Origin of the sequence: Streptomyces sp. NPDC006174 (genome assembly GCF_040614075.1) — a bacterium.
Lineage (GTDB): Bacteria > Actinomycetota > Actinomycetes > Streptomycetales > Streptomycetaceae > Streptomyces.
Genome location: NZ_JBEXTJ010000001.1, coordinates 896,148 through 913,695, shown reverse-complemented (window position 1 = coordinate 913,695; position 17,548 = coordinate 896,148). Strand labels below are relative to the sequence as shown.

Sequence of the window (17,548 nt, the reverse complement as noted above, 5' to 3'; positions counted from 1 at the left end):
TCTGCTTCAGCCGACGCGCTTTCCAAGTACGAGAATTCGGGTGCGCATGGCATTGACCCTCTCTCCGGCACGCATGACGTGTCAAGTGGGTGGGACGGGCGTCTCAGCATGTGATCCGGTGAGCAGTGGGATCGAGCCTCCCGCCATCACCGTACGAGGGCCGGGGACGCCTGGCACGGGGAATTGGCCACGCACCAGGGCGCGGCGCAGCCGGTACTCGTCGAGCGGCCCGGAGAAGGCCATTCCCTGGCCGTGGGTGCAGCCCATGGCGCGCAGCGCGAGGACCTGTTCGGGGACGTCGACGCCGTCGGCCACGGACTGGAGACCGAGGTCACAGGCGATCCGGAGCAGCCCGCTGGTGATCTTGTGCAGCCTGGCCGACTCCACCACGCCCTCCACCAGGTTGCGGTCGAGTTTCAGTACGTCGATGGGGAGGCGGCGGAGCGCGTTGATGGCGGCGAAGCCGCTGCCGAAGCCGTCCAGCGCGATCCGGACACCGAGGCGGCGCAGAGCGACGAGGCGCTGCTCCAGCTCGTCGAAGGAGATCCGTGGGTCGCTGTCGGCGACCTCGATCATCAGGGCTCCGGAGGGCAGCCCGTGGCGGGTCAGCAGCGCCTCGATGGAGCCGAAGGGCAGGGCCTTGTCGAGCAGCCGGGTGGCGGAGAGGCGTACGGAGACGGCGACCGGGTGTCCGGACCTGGCCCGGTCGGCGGCCTGTTTGACAGCCTCCTCCAGGAGCCAGCGGCCGAGCTCGGCGGTGCGGTCGTCGTCGCCGGTGACCCGGAGGAACTCGGCCGGAGTGAAGAGGATGCCTTGCGCGGAGCGCCAGCGGGCCTGCGCGGCGACGGCGGCCACCGAGCCGCTGGCCAGGTGGACGACGGGCTGGTGCAGCAGAGCGAACTCGCCTTCGCGCAGGGCGGTGCGCAGCCGGGTGGCCAGCTCGGAGCGGCGTACGACGTCGGCCTGCATCTGCGGGGCGTACAGCTCGACCCGGTCCTTGCCGCCGGCCTTGGCGCGGTACATCGCGAGGTCCGCGTTGCGCATGAGGTCGGTGGGGGTGATGCCGGGTTCGGCGAAGGCGACACCGATGGAGGCGGCCACCCGGACCTCGCTGGCGCCGATCCGGTACGGCTGGGAGAGGGTGAGGCGGAGGCGGTCGGCGATCTCGTGGACCTGGTACTCCCGGGCGCCCTGGTCGCGGGTGCCGTCGCCCATGATGAGCGCGGCGAACTCGTCGCCGCCGAGGCGGGCCGCGGTGTCGCCGGCCCGGACCGACTCCTGGAGGCGGCGGGCGGCCTGGATGAGCAGCTCGTCACCGGCCTGGTGGCCGATGGTGTCGTTGACCGCCTTGAAGCCGTCGAGGTCGATGAAGAGCACGGCGGTGCCGGCGTCTCCGGCGCGGCGGCCGGTGAGCGCCTGGCGGACCCGTGAGGTGAACAGGGCCCGGTTGGGCAGGTCGGTGAGCGGGTCGTGCTCGGCGTTGTGCTGCAACTGGGCCTGCAACCTGACCCGTTCGGTGACGTCCCGGCTGTTCAGCAGGAGCCCGCCCTGGTGCCGGTTGACGGTGGACTCGGCGTGGAGCCAGTCGCCGGCGCCGGAGCGGAACCGGCACTCGATGCGGGTGGTGGGCTCCTCGTGCGGTGGTGCGGCGAGGAAGCGCCGCACCTCGTGGACGACCCGGCCGAGATCGTCGGGATGGATGATCGAGGAGAGCTCGGCGCCGACGAGGTCCTCCGCGTCGCGCCCGTAGACGCCGGCGGCGGCGGGGCTGACGTAGCGCAGGGTGCCGCTCGGGGCGGCGATCATGATGACGTCGCTGGAGCCCTGGACCAGGGAGCGGAAGTGGTTCTCCTTCTGGGCCAGCTCCTGGGTGAGGGAGATGTTGTCCAGCAGCATGATCCCTTGCCGGACGACCAGCGCGAGGACGACCGTGCAGCCGGTGAAGATGACCACCCGGTCCACCCGGCGGCCCTCGACCACGTTGTACAGGATGCCCAGCGTGCAGACGGCGGCGGCGAGATACGGGGTCAGCGCGGCCAGCGACCCGGCGATCGGGCGGCTCATGGCGCGCGGCGGCCCCGGACGGTCGGTGCCGCTCGCCCGGCTCCGTACGCCCCAGGGCGCATAGGCGAGGAGCAGCGAGCCGGCGAACCAGCCGGCGTCCAGCAACTGGCCCGAGTGGTACGTGGAGCGCAGCAGCGGCGAGGTGAAGACCGCGTCGCACAGGACGGTCAACGCCAGAGCGGCGATCGCGGTGTTGACCGCGGAGCGGTTGGCGCCGGAGCGGCGGAAGTGCAGGGCGAGCACCATGGAGACCAGGACGATGTCCAGCAGCGGATAGGCCAGCGAGAGCGCCGCCGGGCCCACACTGGCGTCCTGGACGCCCGCCATGTGCGCGGCGTGCGCGAGGGCGAGGCTCCAGGCGAGGGTCAGCAGGGATCCGCCGATCAGCCAGGCGTCCAGGGCCAGACAGACCCAGCCGGCCCGCGTGACGGGCCGTTTGGCGAGGACGAGCAGGCCGACGATGGCGGGCGGCGCGAAGCAGAGGAAGAAGCCGTCGGCGGCCGACGGCGTGGGCACGGGGACGCCGAGCACCACCTCGTACCACCCCCAGACGGCGTTGCCGCAGGCCGCCATGAGGGAGGAGAGCGAGAAGAGCAGCCAGGCGGGCCGCAGCCGTCCGGCGCTCACCCGGGCGTAGAGGAAGCAGGAGACGGCGGCGATCAGCGCCGCCGCGGCGAGACCGAAGTCGCCCATGAAGCGGGCCAGTTCCGGTGAGCCCCAGCCGACGGCCGCTCCGACCGAGTATCCGGCGCAGACCGTGCCGAGCAGGATCCGGGCCCGCAGCCCCGTGGAGCCGGCGGCGATCCGCGGCGAGAGCCAGGTCCCCAGCACGCTCACCGGAGGGCTCCCCGTCCCGGCCCCGGTCCCCGGCCCGGGGTGGAATCCGGCCACCTGCGGGCGCCGTGTCCGGGCAGCGCCGATGGCCGCAGCACTCCGTTCTGCCGCCTCGGATCGTCTCTCCATGGCCAGCACATCGCCCGTCGCCCCCTCGCGTTCCGATGCTCCCCCCGCGCCGCCCCTGCCACGGCGCAGCCCTCCGGTCCGGACGATACACCAGGCTCGTCACTCAGGGCCATAGCTCCTCTACGCTCCGTGACGAAATGCGAGGTGGGCGGCACTGTGCGCATGCGGAACACGCCTCGGCGTGACCGCTCCAGGCCGTCCGGGGCGCCTCAGCCGGTGGTGCTGACGACGTTCACCAATGGCTCTCCGGCGGCGAACCGGGTGAGCTGTGCGGCCAGCAGCCGCTTGGCGCGCGGTTCGAACGCCGAGGTGCTGCCGCCGACATGAGGCGTGATCAAGACATTCGGAGCATGCCAGAGAGGATGGCCGGAGGGCAGCGGTTCCGGGTCGGTGACATCGAGTGCGGCGCGCAGCCGTCCGGATTCCAGTTCGGTCAACAGGGCCTTGGTGTCCACGACTCCACCGCGAGCGACGTTGACGAGAAGGGCGCCGTCCGGCATCGCGGCGAGGAACTCGGCGTCCACCAGTCCTTGGGTGGAGGGGTTCAACGGGGTGGAGAGCACGACGACATCGGCGGCTGGCAGCAGGTCCGGAAGGTCGTCGAGCGTGTGTACGGGACCGCGCTCGGTGGTCCGCGCGGAGCGCGCGACGCGTGCGACCCGCGCGCACTCGAAGGGCGCGAGCCGGTCCTCGATGGCCGCGCCGATGGAGCCGTATCCGACGATGAGGACGGACTTGTCGGCGAGCGCCGGATAGAACCCGGACCGCCACTCCTCGTTGTCCTGGCCGTGGACGAAGCCGGGGATGTCGCGCAGCGAGGCGAGGATCAGGGTGAGCGTCAGCTCGGCCGTTGACGCCTCGTGGACCCCTTTGGCGTTGCAGAGGCGTACGCCGGCGCGCAGCAGGCCGAGTCCGGGCTCCACGTGGTCGATGCCGGCGGAGAGCGTCTGGACCACCTGGACGCCGCTCATCGCGCCCATCGGCCGTACGGCGATCTCGGAGCCCTTCATATAGGGGACCACGTAGTACACACAGTGCGCGGGATCGCCGGGATACTCCGGGCCGCCGTCCCAGAACAGGTAGTTGAGGCCTTCGGGGAGCCCGTCGATCTCCTCGGCCGGGAAGGGCAGCCATACGTCGGCGGTCGTCACGCCGGCAGTCGTCGCAGTCATGGTCAGGAGGCTATGCGACGGGTGTGCGAGTGCTCCAGGACGGCTGATCGAAGTCGCGGCCGGGTCAGAGGTTAGTTTGGGGTGCGGTACGGCCCCGTGACCGCGGGAACGAGAGGGGTGCGGGGAGTTGGAGCGCAGGACGATCGGGGCGTCGGGGCTTGCCGTGGGAGCGGTCGGTCTGGGCTGTATGCCGATGAGCTGGGGTTACAGCGCATCGCAGCAGCTCGGTGACCGCTCGGTACGTACGGTGCACGCGGCGCTCGACGCGGGGGTCCGGCTGCTCGACACCGCGGACATGTACGGGCCGTTCACCAACGAGCTGCTGGTCGGCCGAGCACTCAGGGGACGGCGGTCGGAGGCGTTCCTCTCCACCAAGTGCGGTCTCCTGGTGGGTGATCAGCACATCGTCGCCAACGGCCGCCCCGGTTACGTACGACGGGCCTGCGACGCCTCGCTGCGGCGCCTGCAGACCGATGTGATCGACCTCTACCAGCTGCACCGGGCCGATCCGGAGGTGCCGGTGGAGGAGACCTGGGGCGCGATGGCGGAGCTGGTGACGGCGGGCAAGGTCCGTTCGCTGGGGCTGTGCGCGGTGGGAGCGCGCGCGCCGCGCAGGTCGGGCGCCGGGCCGCATGCGGGAACGATCCGGCAGTTGGAGCGGATCCAGCAGGTCTTCCCGGTCAGCGCGGTCGAGGCGGAGCTGTCGGTGTGGTCGCCGGAGGCGCTGGAGGAGCTGCTGCCGTGGTGTGCGGCGCGCGGGGTCGGGGTACTCGCCGCGATGCCGCTCGGCAGCGGCTATCTGACCGGGACGCTCAAGCCGGGCCAGGGTTTCGAGCCGGAGGACCTGCGGGCCCGGCATCCTCGGTTCACCGCCGAGATGATGGCGGCGAACCAGCCGGTGGTGGCCGGGCTGCGGCGGATCGCGGAGCGGCGCGGCGCGAGCGTGGCCCAGGTGGCGCTGGCGTGGGTGCTGCGGCAGGGACCGCACGTGGTGGCGGTGCCGGGGACGAAGCGGGAGCGGTGGGCGGTGGAGAACGCGGAGGCGGCGGAGGTGGAGCTGGACGCGGCGGACCTGGCGGAGATCGCCGGTCTGCCCCGGGCGCGCGGGTCCTGGGACTGAGCGGGGCGCCGGGCGGGAGATAGCGGGACAATGGACCGCGCCGGGAACTCCTGGCGCGGTCGCGGTGTAGGAACAGGTAGCAGGCAGTACGGGCAGAGAGTTCAGGCAGCCGTCGAAAGGATCGGTCCAGTGCGCGGTGCTGTGTTCGGGTCAGGTCAGTCCCCCGCGGTACGCAGGGGGGTGGTGGCCGCGCTGGCGACGGCCTCGCTGGTCCTGTCCGCCGCGTGCTCCGCGGGCGGCGAGGAGGGCTCGTCCGGTACGGGAGCCGCCTCGCCGACCGCCGCCTCACCGAGCTCCGGCTCGCCGTCGCCGGACGCGTCGGCCGACCTGCCGCCCGCCAAGGGCTCGGCGAAGGTCGTCTCGACGCTGACCGAGGAGCTGAAGTCGCCGTGGGGCCTGACCGCGCTGCCGGGCGGTGACCTGCTGGTCGCCTCGCGCGACGAGGGGACGGTCCACCGGATCGACGGCGAGAGCGGCAAGCAGACGCTGCTCGGCTCGGTCCCCGGCGTCTCGCCGGCGGGCGAGGGCGGCCTGCTGGGCCTCGCGGTCTCCTCGACGTTCGCGGCGGACGGCTGGGTGTACGCCTACTTCACCACCACCTCCGACAACCGGATCGTCCGCATGAGTTACGACGAGAAGCGTCCGGCCGGACAGCAGCTCGGCGCACCGGACACCGTCCTGCGCGGCATCCCCAAGGGCAACATCCACAACGGCGGCCGGATCGCGTTCGGCCCGGACAAGATGCTGTACGCGGGCACCGGCGAGACCGGGGACACCGGGCTGGCGCAGGACAAGGAGTCGCTCGCGGGCAAGATCCTGCGGATGACCCCGGACGGGGAGCCGGTGCACGGCAACCCGGAGGCGGACTCGGTGGTGTATTCGTACGGGCACCGCAATGTGCAGGGGCTCGCCTGGGACGCGCGGAAGCGGCTGTGGGCGGCCGAGTTCGGCCAGAACACCTGGGACGAGCTGAACCTGGTCGAGCCCGGCGGCAACTACGGGTGGCCCGAGGTGGAGGGCCAGGAGGGCGAGGACGGGTTCATCGACCCGGTGGCCCAGTGGAAGACCTCCGAGGCCTCGCCCAGCGGTATCGCGTACGCGGAGGGCTCGATCTGGATGGCCGGGCTGCGCGGCGAGCGGCTCTGGCGGATCCCGCTCTCCGGCGACCAGGCGAAGGAACCTTTGGCGGATCCCCAGGCGTTCCTGGAGGAGAAGCACGGCCGGCTGCGCACCGTGGTGAGCGCGGGCGGCGACCGGCTCTGGCTGGTCACCAGCAATACGGACGGCCGGGGAGAGCCGAAGCCGGGAGACGACAGGATCCTGCTGGTCGAAGTGGAGTAGGCGGACACCCGTATCCACCAGCCGCGCACCATGCCGGAGGGAGCACGACCGTGTTCAATTTCTTCGAGGAGCTCTTCGCGCCGGGCCGCAAGCACACCGACGACGAGCGGAAGCGGCTGGAGCTGAGCCGGGTGGACGTGGTGGCCGGCGACCCGGCCCGCGGCCCGATAGACCTCACGTCCGGCAAGGTGACGGTCCGCGCCCCGGAGGCGGAGCCGGTCCCGGACGGGCCGGGCCACATGCGAGAGGCGCCCTTGGAGCAGGACGCCGTGCTCGCCCCGCGCACCCGCCTCGTCACGGAGCCGGCGCGCGGCCGCGAGGCCCGGGGCGCCGGGGACGACGGCCACGACGGGCCGCCCGAGCGCTGACGGTCCGGGTCCGCCGGTGCGGGCCCGGATCGCGCAGGAGGTGCTCCCGTGGCTCAGCCCGCCGGTGTGCCCGCCACCGGCAGGGAGAGGAACAGGTCGAAGTACATGCCCGCGGAGATCAGTACGCCGAGGGTGCCGAGCGCGACTCCGGCCAGCGCGACCGCTCGGATCCAGGCGGGCTGCGGCCTCGTGGCCGGGGTGCCGAAGGCCGGGCGGGCCAGGACGAAGGCGCCGACGAGCAGGGCCAGCACCGCGAAGACGCCGTTGACCAGGGCCGTGGTGTGCCAGGCGTCGCCGTAGATCTCGGAGATCTGCTGGGCCGCGCTGGAGCCGCCCGCGGTCTGGATCTGGCCCAGCAGGGTCTCGCGCTCGGCGGCGACGCGGCCGGACCAGGCGCCGGTCAGCGCGACGATGCCGAGTGCGGCGGAGACCACGGCCGTGGCGCCCGCGCCGACGCCGTGGCGGGCCTCGGTGAAGGCGTCGGGTTCCAGGTCGTCGTCCTCGGCCTCGTCGAAAGCCTCGGCCTCGTCGGAGGGATTCGCGGCCACCGGAGTCCCGTCCGGCGCGGCGGTCGCGGTGGTGTCCTCCGTAACGGCGTCGGCGGGGTCGTCGGCCGGTGTGGCCGTCTTGGAGAGGTCGGTCGTCTTGGAGGGGGTGGTGTTCATGTGCCGCACGCTAGGGGCCCCGGATGAGAGCCCTCTTAACGCCGCCGCTCAGCGCCCGGTGCGGGACCGCCATTCCGGGGCCAGTACGGACCAGTGCTCCGAGTCGTGGCGTACGCCTCGGTAGAGGTAGTTCTGGCGCAGCACGCCGTCGCGGGTCATGCCGAGCCGCTTGGCCACCGCGATGGAGCGGGTGTTGGCGGTGGCCGCGACCCACTCGACGCGGTGCATGCCGCGCTCGTCCACCGCCCAGTCGATCAGGCGCTCGGCGGCCCGGGTGATCAGGCCGCGGCCCTGGGCGGCGGGCTCCAGCCAGACGCCGATCTCGCAGGTGCCCGTCCGCGCGTCGAAGGTCCGGAACAGGACACCGCCGACGAGCGTGGAGTCCAGCCAGATGCCGTGGAGCCGTCCGGTGTCGGCCGCCTGCTTGTCCGCGTACCGCTGGAGCAGAGCGCGCGCCGAGTCCACGTCGGTGGCGAAAGAGGCGAACGGGATCCACGGGTCGACCAGCTCGCGCGCCCGGTCCATGTGGGCGAGGAACTCCTCGGCCTGCCAGACCTCCAGCGGACGCAGCTCGGCGCCGTCCTCACCCAGGGATACGGCGAACATCGTGCTCCTCCTCTGCCGATGCGGCGCCCACCTCCGTGACGCGCGCCTCCGGGATCTTCGCATGGTCCACCACGGTGTCGGGCGGCTCGATGCTGATCCGGGGCAGCCGGCGGTCCAGCCAGCCGGGCAGCCACCAGTTCGCGCCGCCGAGCATGTGCATCAGGGCCGGCACCAGCAGGGTGCGCAGGACGAAGGCGTCCAGAGCGACGGCGGTGGCCAGCGCGATGCCGAACATGGCGATCACCCGGTCGCCGCTGAGCACGAAGGCGAGGAAGACGGAGATCATGATGACGGCGGCGGAGTTGATCACCCGGCTGGTCTCCGCGAGGCCGACCCGGACCGAGCGCCGGTTGTCACCGGTTTCCAGCCACTCCTCGTACATCCGGCCGACCAGGAAGACCTGGTAGTCCATGGAGAGGCCGAAGAGGACCGAGACCATGATCACCGGCAGGAAGGGTTCGATGGGCCCGGCGCTGCCGAGGCCGAGCAGCTCACTCCCCCAGCCCCACTGGAAGACGGCGACGACGACGCCGAAGGAGGAGGCGACGGCGGCCACGTTCATGACGGCGGCCTTGACCGGGATGCCGATGGAGCGGAAGGCGAGGAGCAGGAGCAGACAGCCGAGGCCGATGACGACCCCGACGAACAGCGGCAGCTTGCCGACGATGATCTCGGCGAAGTCGTCGTAGCTCGCGGTCACGCCGCCGACGTACGTCTCCAGCGAGCTGGCGTCCTCGACCGGCGGCAGCACGTCCTCCCGGATCCGGTCGACCAGCTCGCTGGTCTGCTGCGACTGGGGCGCGGAGTCGGGGACGACGGTGAGGAAGGCGGTGTCGCCGCCGCCGTTGTACGTGACCGGGCCGACGGAGGCGACGCCTTCGGTGGTACGGAGCTGCTCCGGCAGCGAGTCCAGCGCGAGCCGGTCGTCCGCGCCGTCGAGCTGGGCGGCGATGGTGAGCGGGCCGTTGACGCCGGGGCCGAAGCCGTCGGCGATCAGGTCGTACGCCTGGCGGGTGGTGGTCGTGGCCGGGTTGTTGCCCTGGTCGGAGGTGCCGAGGTGGAGGCCGAGTGCCGGCAGCGCGAGGACGGTCATGACGACGGCCGCGATGCCGCCGAGCAGCTTCGGGTGGCGCTCGACGAAGGCGGACCAGCGGGCGGCGAAGCCGGTGGGCAGGTCGGGGCGCGGTCCGTGTTCGGCGAGCCGGCGGCGTTCGCGCCGGCTGAGGGCCCGCATCCCGATGCGGGAGAGGAGAGCCGGCAGCAGCGTGACGGAGGCGGCCACGGTCAGCACGACGGTGAGCGAGGCGGCGATGGCGACGCCGTTGAGGAAGCTGAGCCGCAGGATCAGCATGCCGAGCAGCGCGATACAGACGGTGGCGCCGGCGAAGACGACCGCGCGTCCGGTGGTCGTGACGGCGTTCTGCGCCGCCTCGTCGACGGACATGCCGCGCCGGAGCCCTCTGCGGTGGCGGGTCACGATGAAGAGCGCGTAGTCGATGCCGACGCCGAGCCCGATGAGCATGCCGAGCATCGGCGCGAAGTCCGCCACGGTCATCACATGGCCGAGCAGGACGATGCCCGCGTAGGCGGTGCCGACGGAGACCAGAGCGGTGGCGATGGGCAGCAGGCTGGCGGCGAGCGAGCCGAAGGCGAGGAAGAGGACCACGGCGGCGACGAGCACGCCGACGGCCTCGGCGATGTGGGCGGAGGGCGCCTCGGTGAGGGCGACGGCGGTGCCGCCGAGCTCCACCTGGAGCCCGTCCGCCTCGGCTTCCTTCGCGGTGTCGACAAGGGCCTGCGCCTGGGAGGCGGAGATCTCGTCGGCGGGACGGTCGAAGGTGACCGTGGCGTAGGCGGTGCGGCCGTCCTCGCTGATCTGGCCGGTGCCTTCGGCGCCGTACGGGCCGGTGACCGCGCCGACGCCGGGCAGGGCGTCGATGGCGTGGAACGTGCGGGTCATCGTCTGTTCGACGGCGGCGGCCCGCACCGTGGAGCCGGTGGTGTGCCAGACCACGGTGTCGGTGTCGCCGCCGAGGTCGGTGAAGCCGCGCGAGAGCAGCTCGGTGGCCCGGCCGGACTCCGTACCGGGCACCTCGTAGTCGTTGGAGTACGCGGAACCCGCGAACCCCGCCGCGGCGGCCGTACCGCCGAGGGCGGCGAGCCAGATGAGGACGGCGAGAAGGCGGTGCTTGATGCACCAGCGGGCGATGGCAGCCAACGGACGAGCTCCCTGCGGGTTCGTGGACCTTTACCCGCAGATGACGTGATCTGCCCGCAAACGTCGCATGACCTGGACCGCCACTCTCTCAGCAGAAAGTGATCCTTTGTCCGTTTGGTGGCCATGGTCACAGAGGTTGATCTGCTTCCTGCACAGGACATGCACCGCCGGTCGCCGGTCAGCCCGAGACGCTCGCCCGGCCGTTCTCGATGTGGCCCATGAGCCGCCGCCGGAAGCCGTCCTCGCCGTCGGCCGTGACGGCGAGGTCGTACCAGCCGTGCGCGTCGGCCGCGGAGTGCACGACCGTACGGTGCCGGCCCGGCTTGACGGTGACGCGGCGGACCCAGTCGTGCAGGTCGTCCTCGTCGACGTAGCCGAGCGGCCGGACGAGGAAGGTCAGCGGCCGGCGGCCGGTGTTGCGCAGCGTGAGGTGCACATCGCGGTCACGGGTGTCGATCCGTGTGGTGACCTCCGCGCCGCCGTGGACCGGCCCGGCGAACTCGCGCCGGAAGCCGTTCGGCCCGGTGACCGTGAAGCGGTACGTGTCTCCGGCCGGCGGAACGGTCCAGTGGGCCGAGCCCCGGACGTCCCGGTGTTGCGGAGCCGCGAACTCACCGGCGTACGGATAGAGCGTGAAGTGTGCCGAGGACCGGCCGCCGTTGCTCAGCTCCACCCTCAGGCCACCGCCTGCCCGCCTGACCTGCGCGTCCGGCTGGTACGGCAGCGGGCGCGCCGGGCGTACGCCGGGCTCCTGCTCCGGGAGGTGCTGGACGGACGGCGGCTTCGGCTGCCAGCGGCCGCTCAGCGGCGGGATCGGGCCGGGCGCCTGGACGGCGGGCTTGCGGCGGGGCCGGGTGAAGTCGAAGGCCGAGGTGAGGTCGCCGGTGACGCGGCGCCGCCAGTCGCCGATGTTGGGCTCCTTCACGCCGGTCCAGCGCTCCAGGAAGCGGATGACCGAGGTGTGGTCGAAGACCTCGGAGCAGACGTACCCGCCGACGGTCCACGGCGAGACCACGAGCAGCGGCACCCGGATGCCGAGCCCGGTCGGGCGGCCCTCCCACTGCTCCTCGGTCACCTCCGGCGGTGCGACGGGCGGCGGGACATGGTCGAAGAAGCCGTCGTTCTCGTCGTAGTTGATCAGTACGGCGGTGTGGCGCCAGACGTCCGGATGCTTGCCGAGCGCGTCCAGGATCTTGTAGACGATGGTGGCGCTGTGCACCGGCGAGGAGGTGCTCGGATGCTCGGAGTCGATGGCCGAGGGCACCAGGTAGGAGACCTCCGGCAGCGTCCCGGCCGCCACGTCCTTGGCGAACGCGTCGGCGAGTGTCCCGGTCGGGACCCGGCGCAGCCCGCGCTCGAACAGGCTCCGCTCCTGCTTCGTGAGGGTCGCGACGCCTTCCTCCAGCAGCCCGAGCAGCCGCTCGCGCTCGGCGGCGGAGGCACCGCGCACCTTGGCGTAGAAGGCCTCCATGTACGTAGGACCGCCGGTCCTGGCGAGCGCCTTGCGGGCGATGGCCTTGAAGGTGGCGTAGAACTCGATCTGGTTGTCGGTGAAGTTCTCCCACTCCGTGTACGTCCGCCAGCTGCGGCCCGCCTTCTCCAGCCGCTCGGCGTACGTCGACCAGTCGTAGCCGGGATGGCTGCCCTCGTTGTACGCGTCGTTGCCGACGGCCCGTTTCCCGTTCGCCTCGAAGCCGGTCTTGCCGCTCCAGAGGTGGTTGCGGTTGGGGCTGGTGGAGGTGTGGATGGAGGAGTGGTACGCGTCGCAGACGGTGAAGGTGTCGGCCAGCTCGTAGTGGAGCGGGATGTCGCGGCGGTCGTAGTACGCCATGGTGGCCGCGGTCTTGGCGCTGATCCAGCCGTTCATCCAGCCGCCGCCCCAGGCCTTCGCGCCGCCGCTCCAGGAGTGGTCGAGAGCACCGATGTACTGGAGGTCCTGTCGCTGCTCCTCGGCCGCGCCGCGCACCGGGAACGGCAGGACGGCGGTGCCGGACGCGCCGGGCTGCTCGAAGACGGTCCCGCCGGTGGGCAGCTCGATGGCGTTGCGGTCGCCGAAGCCGCGTACGCCGCGCAAGGTGCCGAAGTAGTGGTCGAAGGAACGGTTCTCCTGCATGAGGATCACCACGTGCTTGATGGCCCCGAGCCCGCCGGACCCCGCCGTGCGGGCGGGCTGCGCGGCGATGGCTGCCTGGAGCGACGGCGGCAGGAACGATCCGGCCGCAGCTGCGCCGAGCGCGCCTCCGCCGAGAGCGAAGAGCCGCCGCCGTGACATGTCCGTGGTCAAAAGAGCCTCCCGTGCATCGGTGGTTACAGCCCGGAAGCTAGTCAGGTCAGGTGGCGTCGGGAAGGACTGCGTACGGCCCGGTGGTGAACGTCCAAGAGGTCGGACGAGAAGTCCAAGCAGCGCTCTACACGCCGATGAGGTGCAGCGATCCCCAGAGCGCGAGCGTCGAGGCGAGAAGCGTCGCCGGTACGGTCGCGAGGCCGAGCCGGGTGAAGTGGCCGAGCTCCGGCGGGTCGCCGTGGGCGTGCAGGATGCGGCGCCAGAGGAGAGTCGCGAGCGATCCGACGTACGTGAGGTTGGGGCCGATGTTGACCCCGATCAAGGCGGCGAGCAGCGGTCCGGGTCCGGCCGCCGCGACGATCGGGAGCAGGGCCAGGATCGCGGGCAGGTTGTTGATCAGGTTGGCCAGCAGCGCGGCGACCACGGCGACGCCGAGGAGCGCGGGCAGCGTGTCGCCGTCGGGCAGGAGCGCGGCGATGCCGTCGCCGAGGCCGTTGTCGACCACCGCCTTGACGACGACGCCGAGCGCGAGGACGAAGAGGCAGAACAGCGGGTTGGCCGAGCGGACGACGGCGGCCGGCGTGGTCTCGCGCTTGGCGAGCGCCCGTACGGCCAGCACCGCCGCTCCCGCCAGCGCGGCCCACAGCGGCTCGGCCCCGGCGAACGAGGTGACGACGAACCCGGCCAGCGTCAGCGCCAGCACGACGAGCGTGAAGACCGGTACGGGCGTGCGCTCGGCCTCCGGGTCCGGCGCGTGCGCTCCGGCGGCCAGGTCGGCCTTGAACGCGCGCCGGAACACCGCGTACTCCACGGCGATCGCGGCCAGCCACGGCAGCGCCATCAGCGCGGCGAACCGCGTGAAGGAGAGGCCGCTCGCGGTGAACGCCAGCAGGTTGGTGAGGTTGGAGACCGGGAGCAGGAGCGAGGCGGAGTTGGCCAGGTGCGCGCAGGCGTAGACGTACGGGCGCGGCCGCGCGCCGACCCGGGCCGCCGTGGCGAGGACGACCGGAGTGAGCAGGACGACGGTGGCGTCCAGGCTGAGGACGGCGGTGATGAGCGAGGCCACGACGAAGACCCCGCCGAGCAGCGGCCGGGTCCGGCCCCGGCAGGCACGGGCCACCAGATCCCCGGCGGCCCGGAAGAGCCCTTCGTCGGCGCAGAGCTGGGCCAGCACGAGGATCGCGGCGAGGAACCCGACGACGGGCAGCAGTTCGCCGGCCTGCTCCCGCGCCTCGGGCCAGGACACCGCGCCGGCGGCCACCACGAGGACGGCGGCGGGCACGGCGACGGTCGCCTCCGGCAGACCCCGTGGGCGTACGACGGCGAAGGCGAGCACGCCCAGGAGCAGGGCGAAGGAGACGAGCTCGGCGGTGACGGTGTTCAGCGGGATCCTCGGGGTTCGGCGGAGGACGGCTGAAGGGGCGGTGCGCCCGCGCGTAGGTGAGTACGTACGGGTGCACCGCCCCTCCGGGGACGATCAGGTGATCAGCCCTCGACGCCGAGCTTCTCCAGGATCAGCTCGCGCACGCGCGCCGCGTCCGCCTGTCCGCGGGTGGCCTTCATGACCGCGCCGACGAGCGCGCCCGCCGCCGCGACCTTGCCGCCGCGGATCTTGTCCGCGATGGCCGCGTTGCCGGCGATGGCCTCGTCCACGGCCGTGGACAGCGCGCCCTCGTCCGAGACGACCTTCAGACCGCGCTTCTCGACCACGGTGTCCGGGTCGCCCTCGCCCGCGAGGACGCCCTCGATGACCTGGCGGGCCAGCTTGTCGTTGAGGTCGCCCTTGGCGACGAGCGCGGCCACCCGGGCGACCTGCGCCGGAGTGATCGGGAGCTCGTCCAGGCCGCGGCCGGTCTCGTTGGCGTTACGGGCCAGCTCGCCCATCCACCATTTGCGGGCCTGGTCCGCCGGAGCGCCCGCCTCGATCGTGGCGACGATCAGGTCGACCGCGCCCGCGTTGAGGATGGACTGCATGTCGTGCGCGTTGACACCCCACTCCTCCTTGAGCCGCGCCCGGCGCAGCCGGGGCAGCTCGGGGAGGCCCTTGCGCAGCTCCTCGACCCAGTCGCGCGCGGGCGCGACGGGGACCAGGTCCGGCTCGGGGAAGTAGCGGTAGTCCTCGGCGTTGTCCTTGATGCGGCCGGCCGTGGTGGAGCCGTCCTCCTCGTGGAAGTGCCGGGTCTCCTGCACGATCGTGCCGCCCGAGGAGAGCACCGCCGCGTGGCGCTGGATCTCGAAGCGCGCGGCCCGCTCGACCGAACGCAGCGAGTTCACGTTCTTCGTCTCGGAGCGCGTACCGAACGCCTCGCGGCCGTGCGGGCGCAGCGACAGGTTGACGTCGCAGCGCATCTGGCCCATCTCCATGCGCGCCTCGGAGACGCCGAGCGCCTTGATCAGCTCACGGAGCTCGGCGACGTACGCCTTGGCGACCTCCGGCGCACGCGCCCCGGCTCCCTCGATCGGCTTGGTGACGATCTCGATGAGCGGGATGCCGGCCCGGTTGTAGTCGAGCAGGGAGTGGGACGCTCCGTGGATACGGCCGGTGGCGCCGCCGACGTGCGTCGACTTGCCGGTGTCCTCCTCCATGTGGGCGCGCTCGATCTCCACGCGGAAGATCTCGCCGTCCTCCAGCTGGACGTCCAGATAGCCGTTGAAGGCGATCGGCTCGTCGTACTGCGAGGTCTGGAAGTTCTTCGGCATGTCCGGATAGAAGTAGTTCTTCCGGGCGAAGCGGCACCACTCGGCGATCTCGCAGTGGAGCGCGAGGCCGATCTTGATGGCCGACTCCACGCCGATCTCGTTGACGACCGGCAGCGCGCCGGGCAGTCCGAGGCAGACCGGACAGGTCTGGGAGTTGGCGCCCTGCTGCAGCTCCGTGGAGCAGCCGCAGAACATCTTGGTCTTGGTGCCGAGTTCGACATGGACTTCGAGGCCCATGACGGGGTCGTAGGACGCGAGCGCGTCCTCGTACGACACCAGGTCGGTGACAGTCACGGTGAAACTTTCCCTCTCAGCCCAGCAGGACGTCTTCGTCGCCCAGACGCTTCAGTTCGCGATAGAGGATCGCGAGTCCGGTGACGATGGCGGCCGCGGAGACGGCCGCGTCGACGAGACGCAGCACGTCGTTGTCGGTGCGGGCGAGCTTCGCCTGCTTGGCGACGCTGATCGCGCCGAACGCGGTACTGCCGAGCGCGACGTACAGCCCGGTCTTGGACTTCTTGAAGTTCTTGGCCTTCTTTGCCATGGCACTCACAGCGACGGAGCCTCCTCGAGCAGCGGGTGCCCCCACTTTTCCACGAACGCGGCCTCGACGGCGGCTCCGACCTTGTAGAGCCGGTCGTCCTTCATGGCGGGGGCGATGATCTGCAGTCCGACCGGCAGTCCGTCCTCCGGGGCCAGGCCGCACGGGAGCGACATGGCGGAGTTGCCTGCCAGGTTGGTGGGGATGGTGCACAGGTCCGCGAGGTACATCGCCATCGGGTCGTCGGCGCGCTCGCCGATCGGGAAGGCGGTGGTCGGCGTCGTCGGGGAGACGATCACGTCGACCTGCTCGAAGGCCTTCTCGAAGTCCTGGGTGATGAGGGTGCGGACCTTCTGGGCCGAGCCGTAGTACGCGTCGTAGTAGCCGGAGCTCAGCGCGTACGTGCCCAGGATGATGCGGCGCTTGACCTCGTCGCCGAAGCCGGCCTCGCGGGTGAGCGCGGTGACCTCCTCGGCCGACTTCGTACCGTCGTCACCGACCCGCAGGCCGTAGCGCATGGCGTCGAAGCGGGCCAGGTTGGAGGAGCACTCGGACGGCGCGATCAGGTAGTACGCCGAGAGCGCCAGGTCGAAGGACGGGCAGTCCAGCTCGACGATGTCGGCGCCGAGCGACTTCAGCAGCTCGACCGACTCGTCGAAGCGCTGGAGGACGCCGGCCTGGTAGCCCTCGCCGCGGAACTGCTTGACGACGCCGACGCGCATGCCTTGTACGGAGCCGTTGCGCGCGGCCTCGACGACCGGCGGGACCGGCGCGTCGATGGAGGTCGAGTCCAGCGGGTCGTGGCCGGCGATCGCCTCGTGGAGCAGCGCCGCGTCCAGGACCGTACGGGCGCAGGGCCCGCCCTGGTCCAGCGAGGACGAGAAGGCGACCATGCCGTAGCGGGAGACGCCGCCGTAGGTGGGCTTGACGCCGACCGTGCCGGTCATGGCGGCGGGCTGGCGGATCGAGCCGCCGGTGTCCGTGCCGATGGCGAGCGGGGCCTCGTAGGAGGCGAGGGCCGCGGAGGAGCCGCCGCCGGAGCCGCCGGGGATGCGGGTGAGGTCCCACGGGTTGCCGGTGGGACCGTAGGCGCTGTTCTCGGTGGAGGACCCCATGGCGAACTCGTCCATGTTGGTCTTGCCGAGGATGACGATGTCGGCGGCGCGCAGCTTCTGCGTCAGCGTCGCGTCGTACGGCGGGACCCAGCCCTCAAGGATCTTGGAACCGACGGTGGTCGGCATGTCCTTGGTGGTGAAGATGTCCTTCAGCGCGAGCGGGACGCCGGCCAGCGGGCCGAGCTTCTCGCCCGCCTCGCGCTTGGCGTCCACGGCACGGGCCTGGGCGAGCGCGCCTTCGCGGTCGATGTGCAGGAAGGCGTGGACCTTCTCGTCGACGGCGTCGATCCGGGCCAGGTGGGCCTCGGTGACCTCGACGGCGGTCAGCTCGCCGGAGGCGATCCTCGCGGCGATCTCGGCCGCGGTGAGCTTGATGATGTCCGTCATGGCG

General features: G+C 71.8%; 13 protein-coding genes. 3 read left to right on the top strand and 10 right to left on the bottom strand.

The annotated features are described in order from the left end of the window. Positions 1 to 81: 81 nt before the first annotated feature. Together ABZ267_RS04090 and ABZ267_RS04085 are read right to left on the bottom strand one after the other, a co-directional pair. Positions 82 to 2,901, bottom strand: a complete 2,820-nt coding sequence (locus ABZ267_RS04090) for an EAL domain-containing protein (protein WP_356748262.1) — start codon at positions 2,899 to 2,901, stop codon at positions 82 to 84. A 335-nt stretch (positions 2,902 to 3,236) separates the two neighbouring features. Next, positions 3,237 to 4,199, bottom strand: a complete 963-nt coding sequence (locus ABZ267_RS04085) for a 2-hydroxyacid dehydrogenase (RefSeq protein ID WP_356748260.1) — start codon at positions 4,197 to 4,199, stop codon at positions 3,237 to 3,239. A 163-nt stretch (positions 4,200 to 4,362) separates the two neighbouring features. Between ABZ267_RS04085 and ABZ267_RS04080 the strand changes: the two genes are divergently transcribed. The 3 genes from ABZ267_RS04080 to ABZ267_RS04070 all read left to right on the top strand — a co-directional run bounded on the left by ABZ267_RS04080 (position 4,363) and on the right by ABZ267_RS04070 (position 7,028). Then, on the top strand, positions 4,363 to 5,319 hold the full coding sequence (locus ABZ267_RS04080; RefSeq protein WP_356748377.1) for an aldo/keto reductase: 957 nt from the start codon (positions 4,363 to 4,365) through the stop codon (positions 5,317 to 5,319). Between the two features lie 129 nt (positions 5,320 to 5,448). Continuing rightward, positions 5,449 to 6,660 carry a PQQ-dependent sugar dehydrogenase gene (locus ABZ267_RS04075; RefSeq protein ID WP_356748258.1) on the top strand — a complete coding sequence of 404 codons (1,212 nt, stop codon included), beginning with the start codon at positions 5,449 to 5,451 and terminating at the stop codon, positions 6,658 to 6,660. 50 nt (positions 6,661 to 6,710) lie between these two features. After that, entirely contained in the window at positions 6,711 to 7,028 is a 318-nt protein-coding gene (locus tag ABZ267_RS04070; protein ID WP_356748256.1) for a DUF6191 domain-containing protein, read from the top strand. Between the two features lie 53 nt (positions 7,029 to 7,081). Here the strand turns inward: ABZ267_RS04070 and ABZ267_RS04065 are convergent, their stop codons facing one another. From ABZ267_RS04065 to gatA, 8 genes are all read right to left on the bottom strand, one after another. Next, entirely contained in the window at positions 7,082 to 7,693 is a 612-nt protein-coding gene (locus ABZ267_RS04065; protein WP_356748254.1) for a hypothetical protein, read from the bottom strand. Between the two features lie 48 nt (positions 7,694 to 7,741). Then, on the bottom strand, positions 7,742 to 8,299 hold the full coding sequence (locus tag ABZ267_RS04060; protein WP_356748252.1) for a GNAT family protein: 558 nt from the start codon (positions 8,297 to 8,299) through the stop codon (positions 7,742 to 7,744). Continuing rightward, positions 8,277 to 10,517: an MMPL family transporter gene (locus tag ABZ267_RS04055; protein ID WP_356748250.1), complete on the bottom strand. Its 2,241-nt coding sequence runs from the start codon at positions 10,515 to 10,517 to the stop codon at positions 8,277 to 8,279. The genes ABZ267_RS04060 and ABZ267_RS04055 overlap by 23 nt, the downstream gene beginning before the upstream one ends. A 178-nt stretch (positions 10,518 to 10,695) precedes the next feature. Then, entirely contained in the window at positions 10,696 to 12,801 is a 2,106-nt protein-coding gene (locus tag ABZ267_RS04050) for a phosphocholine-specific phospholipase C (RefSeq protein WP_356748248.1), read from the bottom strand. 124 nt (positions 12,802 to 12,925) lie between these two features. Next, entirely contained in the window at positions 12,926 to 14,185 is a 1,260-nt protein-coding gene (locus ABZ267_RS04045) for an SLC13 family permease (protein WP_356748375.1), read from the bottom strand. A 101-nt stretch (positions 14,186 to 14,286) separates the two neighbouring features. Continuing rightward, positions 14,287 to 15,795, bottom strand: coding sequence for an Asp-tRNA(Asn)/Glu-tRNA(Gln) amidotransferase subunit GatB (gene gatB, locus ABZ267_RS04040; RefSeq protein WP_356748246.1), 1,509 nt, complete (start codon positions 15,793 to 15,795; stop codon positions 14,287 to 14,289). Between the two features lie 16 nt (positions 15,796 to 15,811). Beyond that, positions 15,812 to 16,045, bottom strand: a complete 234-nt coding sequence (locus ABZ267_RS04035) for a hypothetical protein (RefSeq protein ID WP_356748373.1) — start codon at positions 16,043 to 16,045, stop codon at positions 15,812 to 15,814. 5 nt (positions 16,046 to 16,050) lie between these two features. Further along, the gene (gene gatA / locus ABZ267_RS04030) at positions 16,051 to 17,544 is read right to left on the bottom strand and encodes an Asp-tRNA(Asn)/Glu-tRNA(Gln) amidotransferase subunit GatA (protein ID WP_356748244.1); all 1,494 of its coding nucleotides are present in this window, start codon (positions 17,542 to 17,544) and stop codon (positions 16,051 to 16,053) included. Positions 17,545 to 17,548: the final 4 nt, after the last annotated feature.

Coding starts and splice junctions, on each gene's coding strand:
- ABZ267_RS04065 (WP_356748254.1), bottom strand. CDS start 7,693: ATGAACACCACCCCCTCCAAGACGACCGACCTCTCCAAGACGGCCACA.
- gatA (WP_356748244.1), bottom strand. CDS start 17,544: ATGACGGACATCATCAAGCTCACCGCGGCCGAGATCGCCGCGAGGATC.
- ABZ267_RS04085 (WP_356748260.1), bottom strand. CDS start 4,199: ATGACTGCGACGACTGCCGGCGTGACGACCGCCGACGTATGGCTGCCC.
- ABZ267_RS04060 (WP_356748252.1), bottom strand. CDS start 8,299: ATGTTCGCCGTATCCCTGGGTGAGGACGGCGCCGAGCTGCGTCCGCTG.
- ABZ267_RS04035 (WP_356748373.1), bottom strand. CDS start 16,045: ATGGCAAAGAAGGCCAAGAACTTCAAGAAGTCCAAGACCGGGCTGTAC.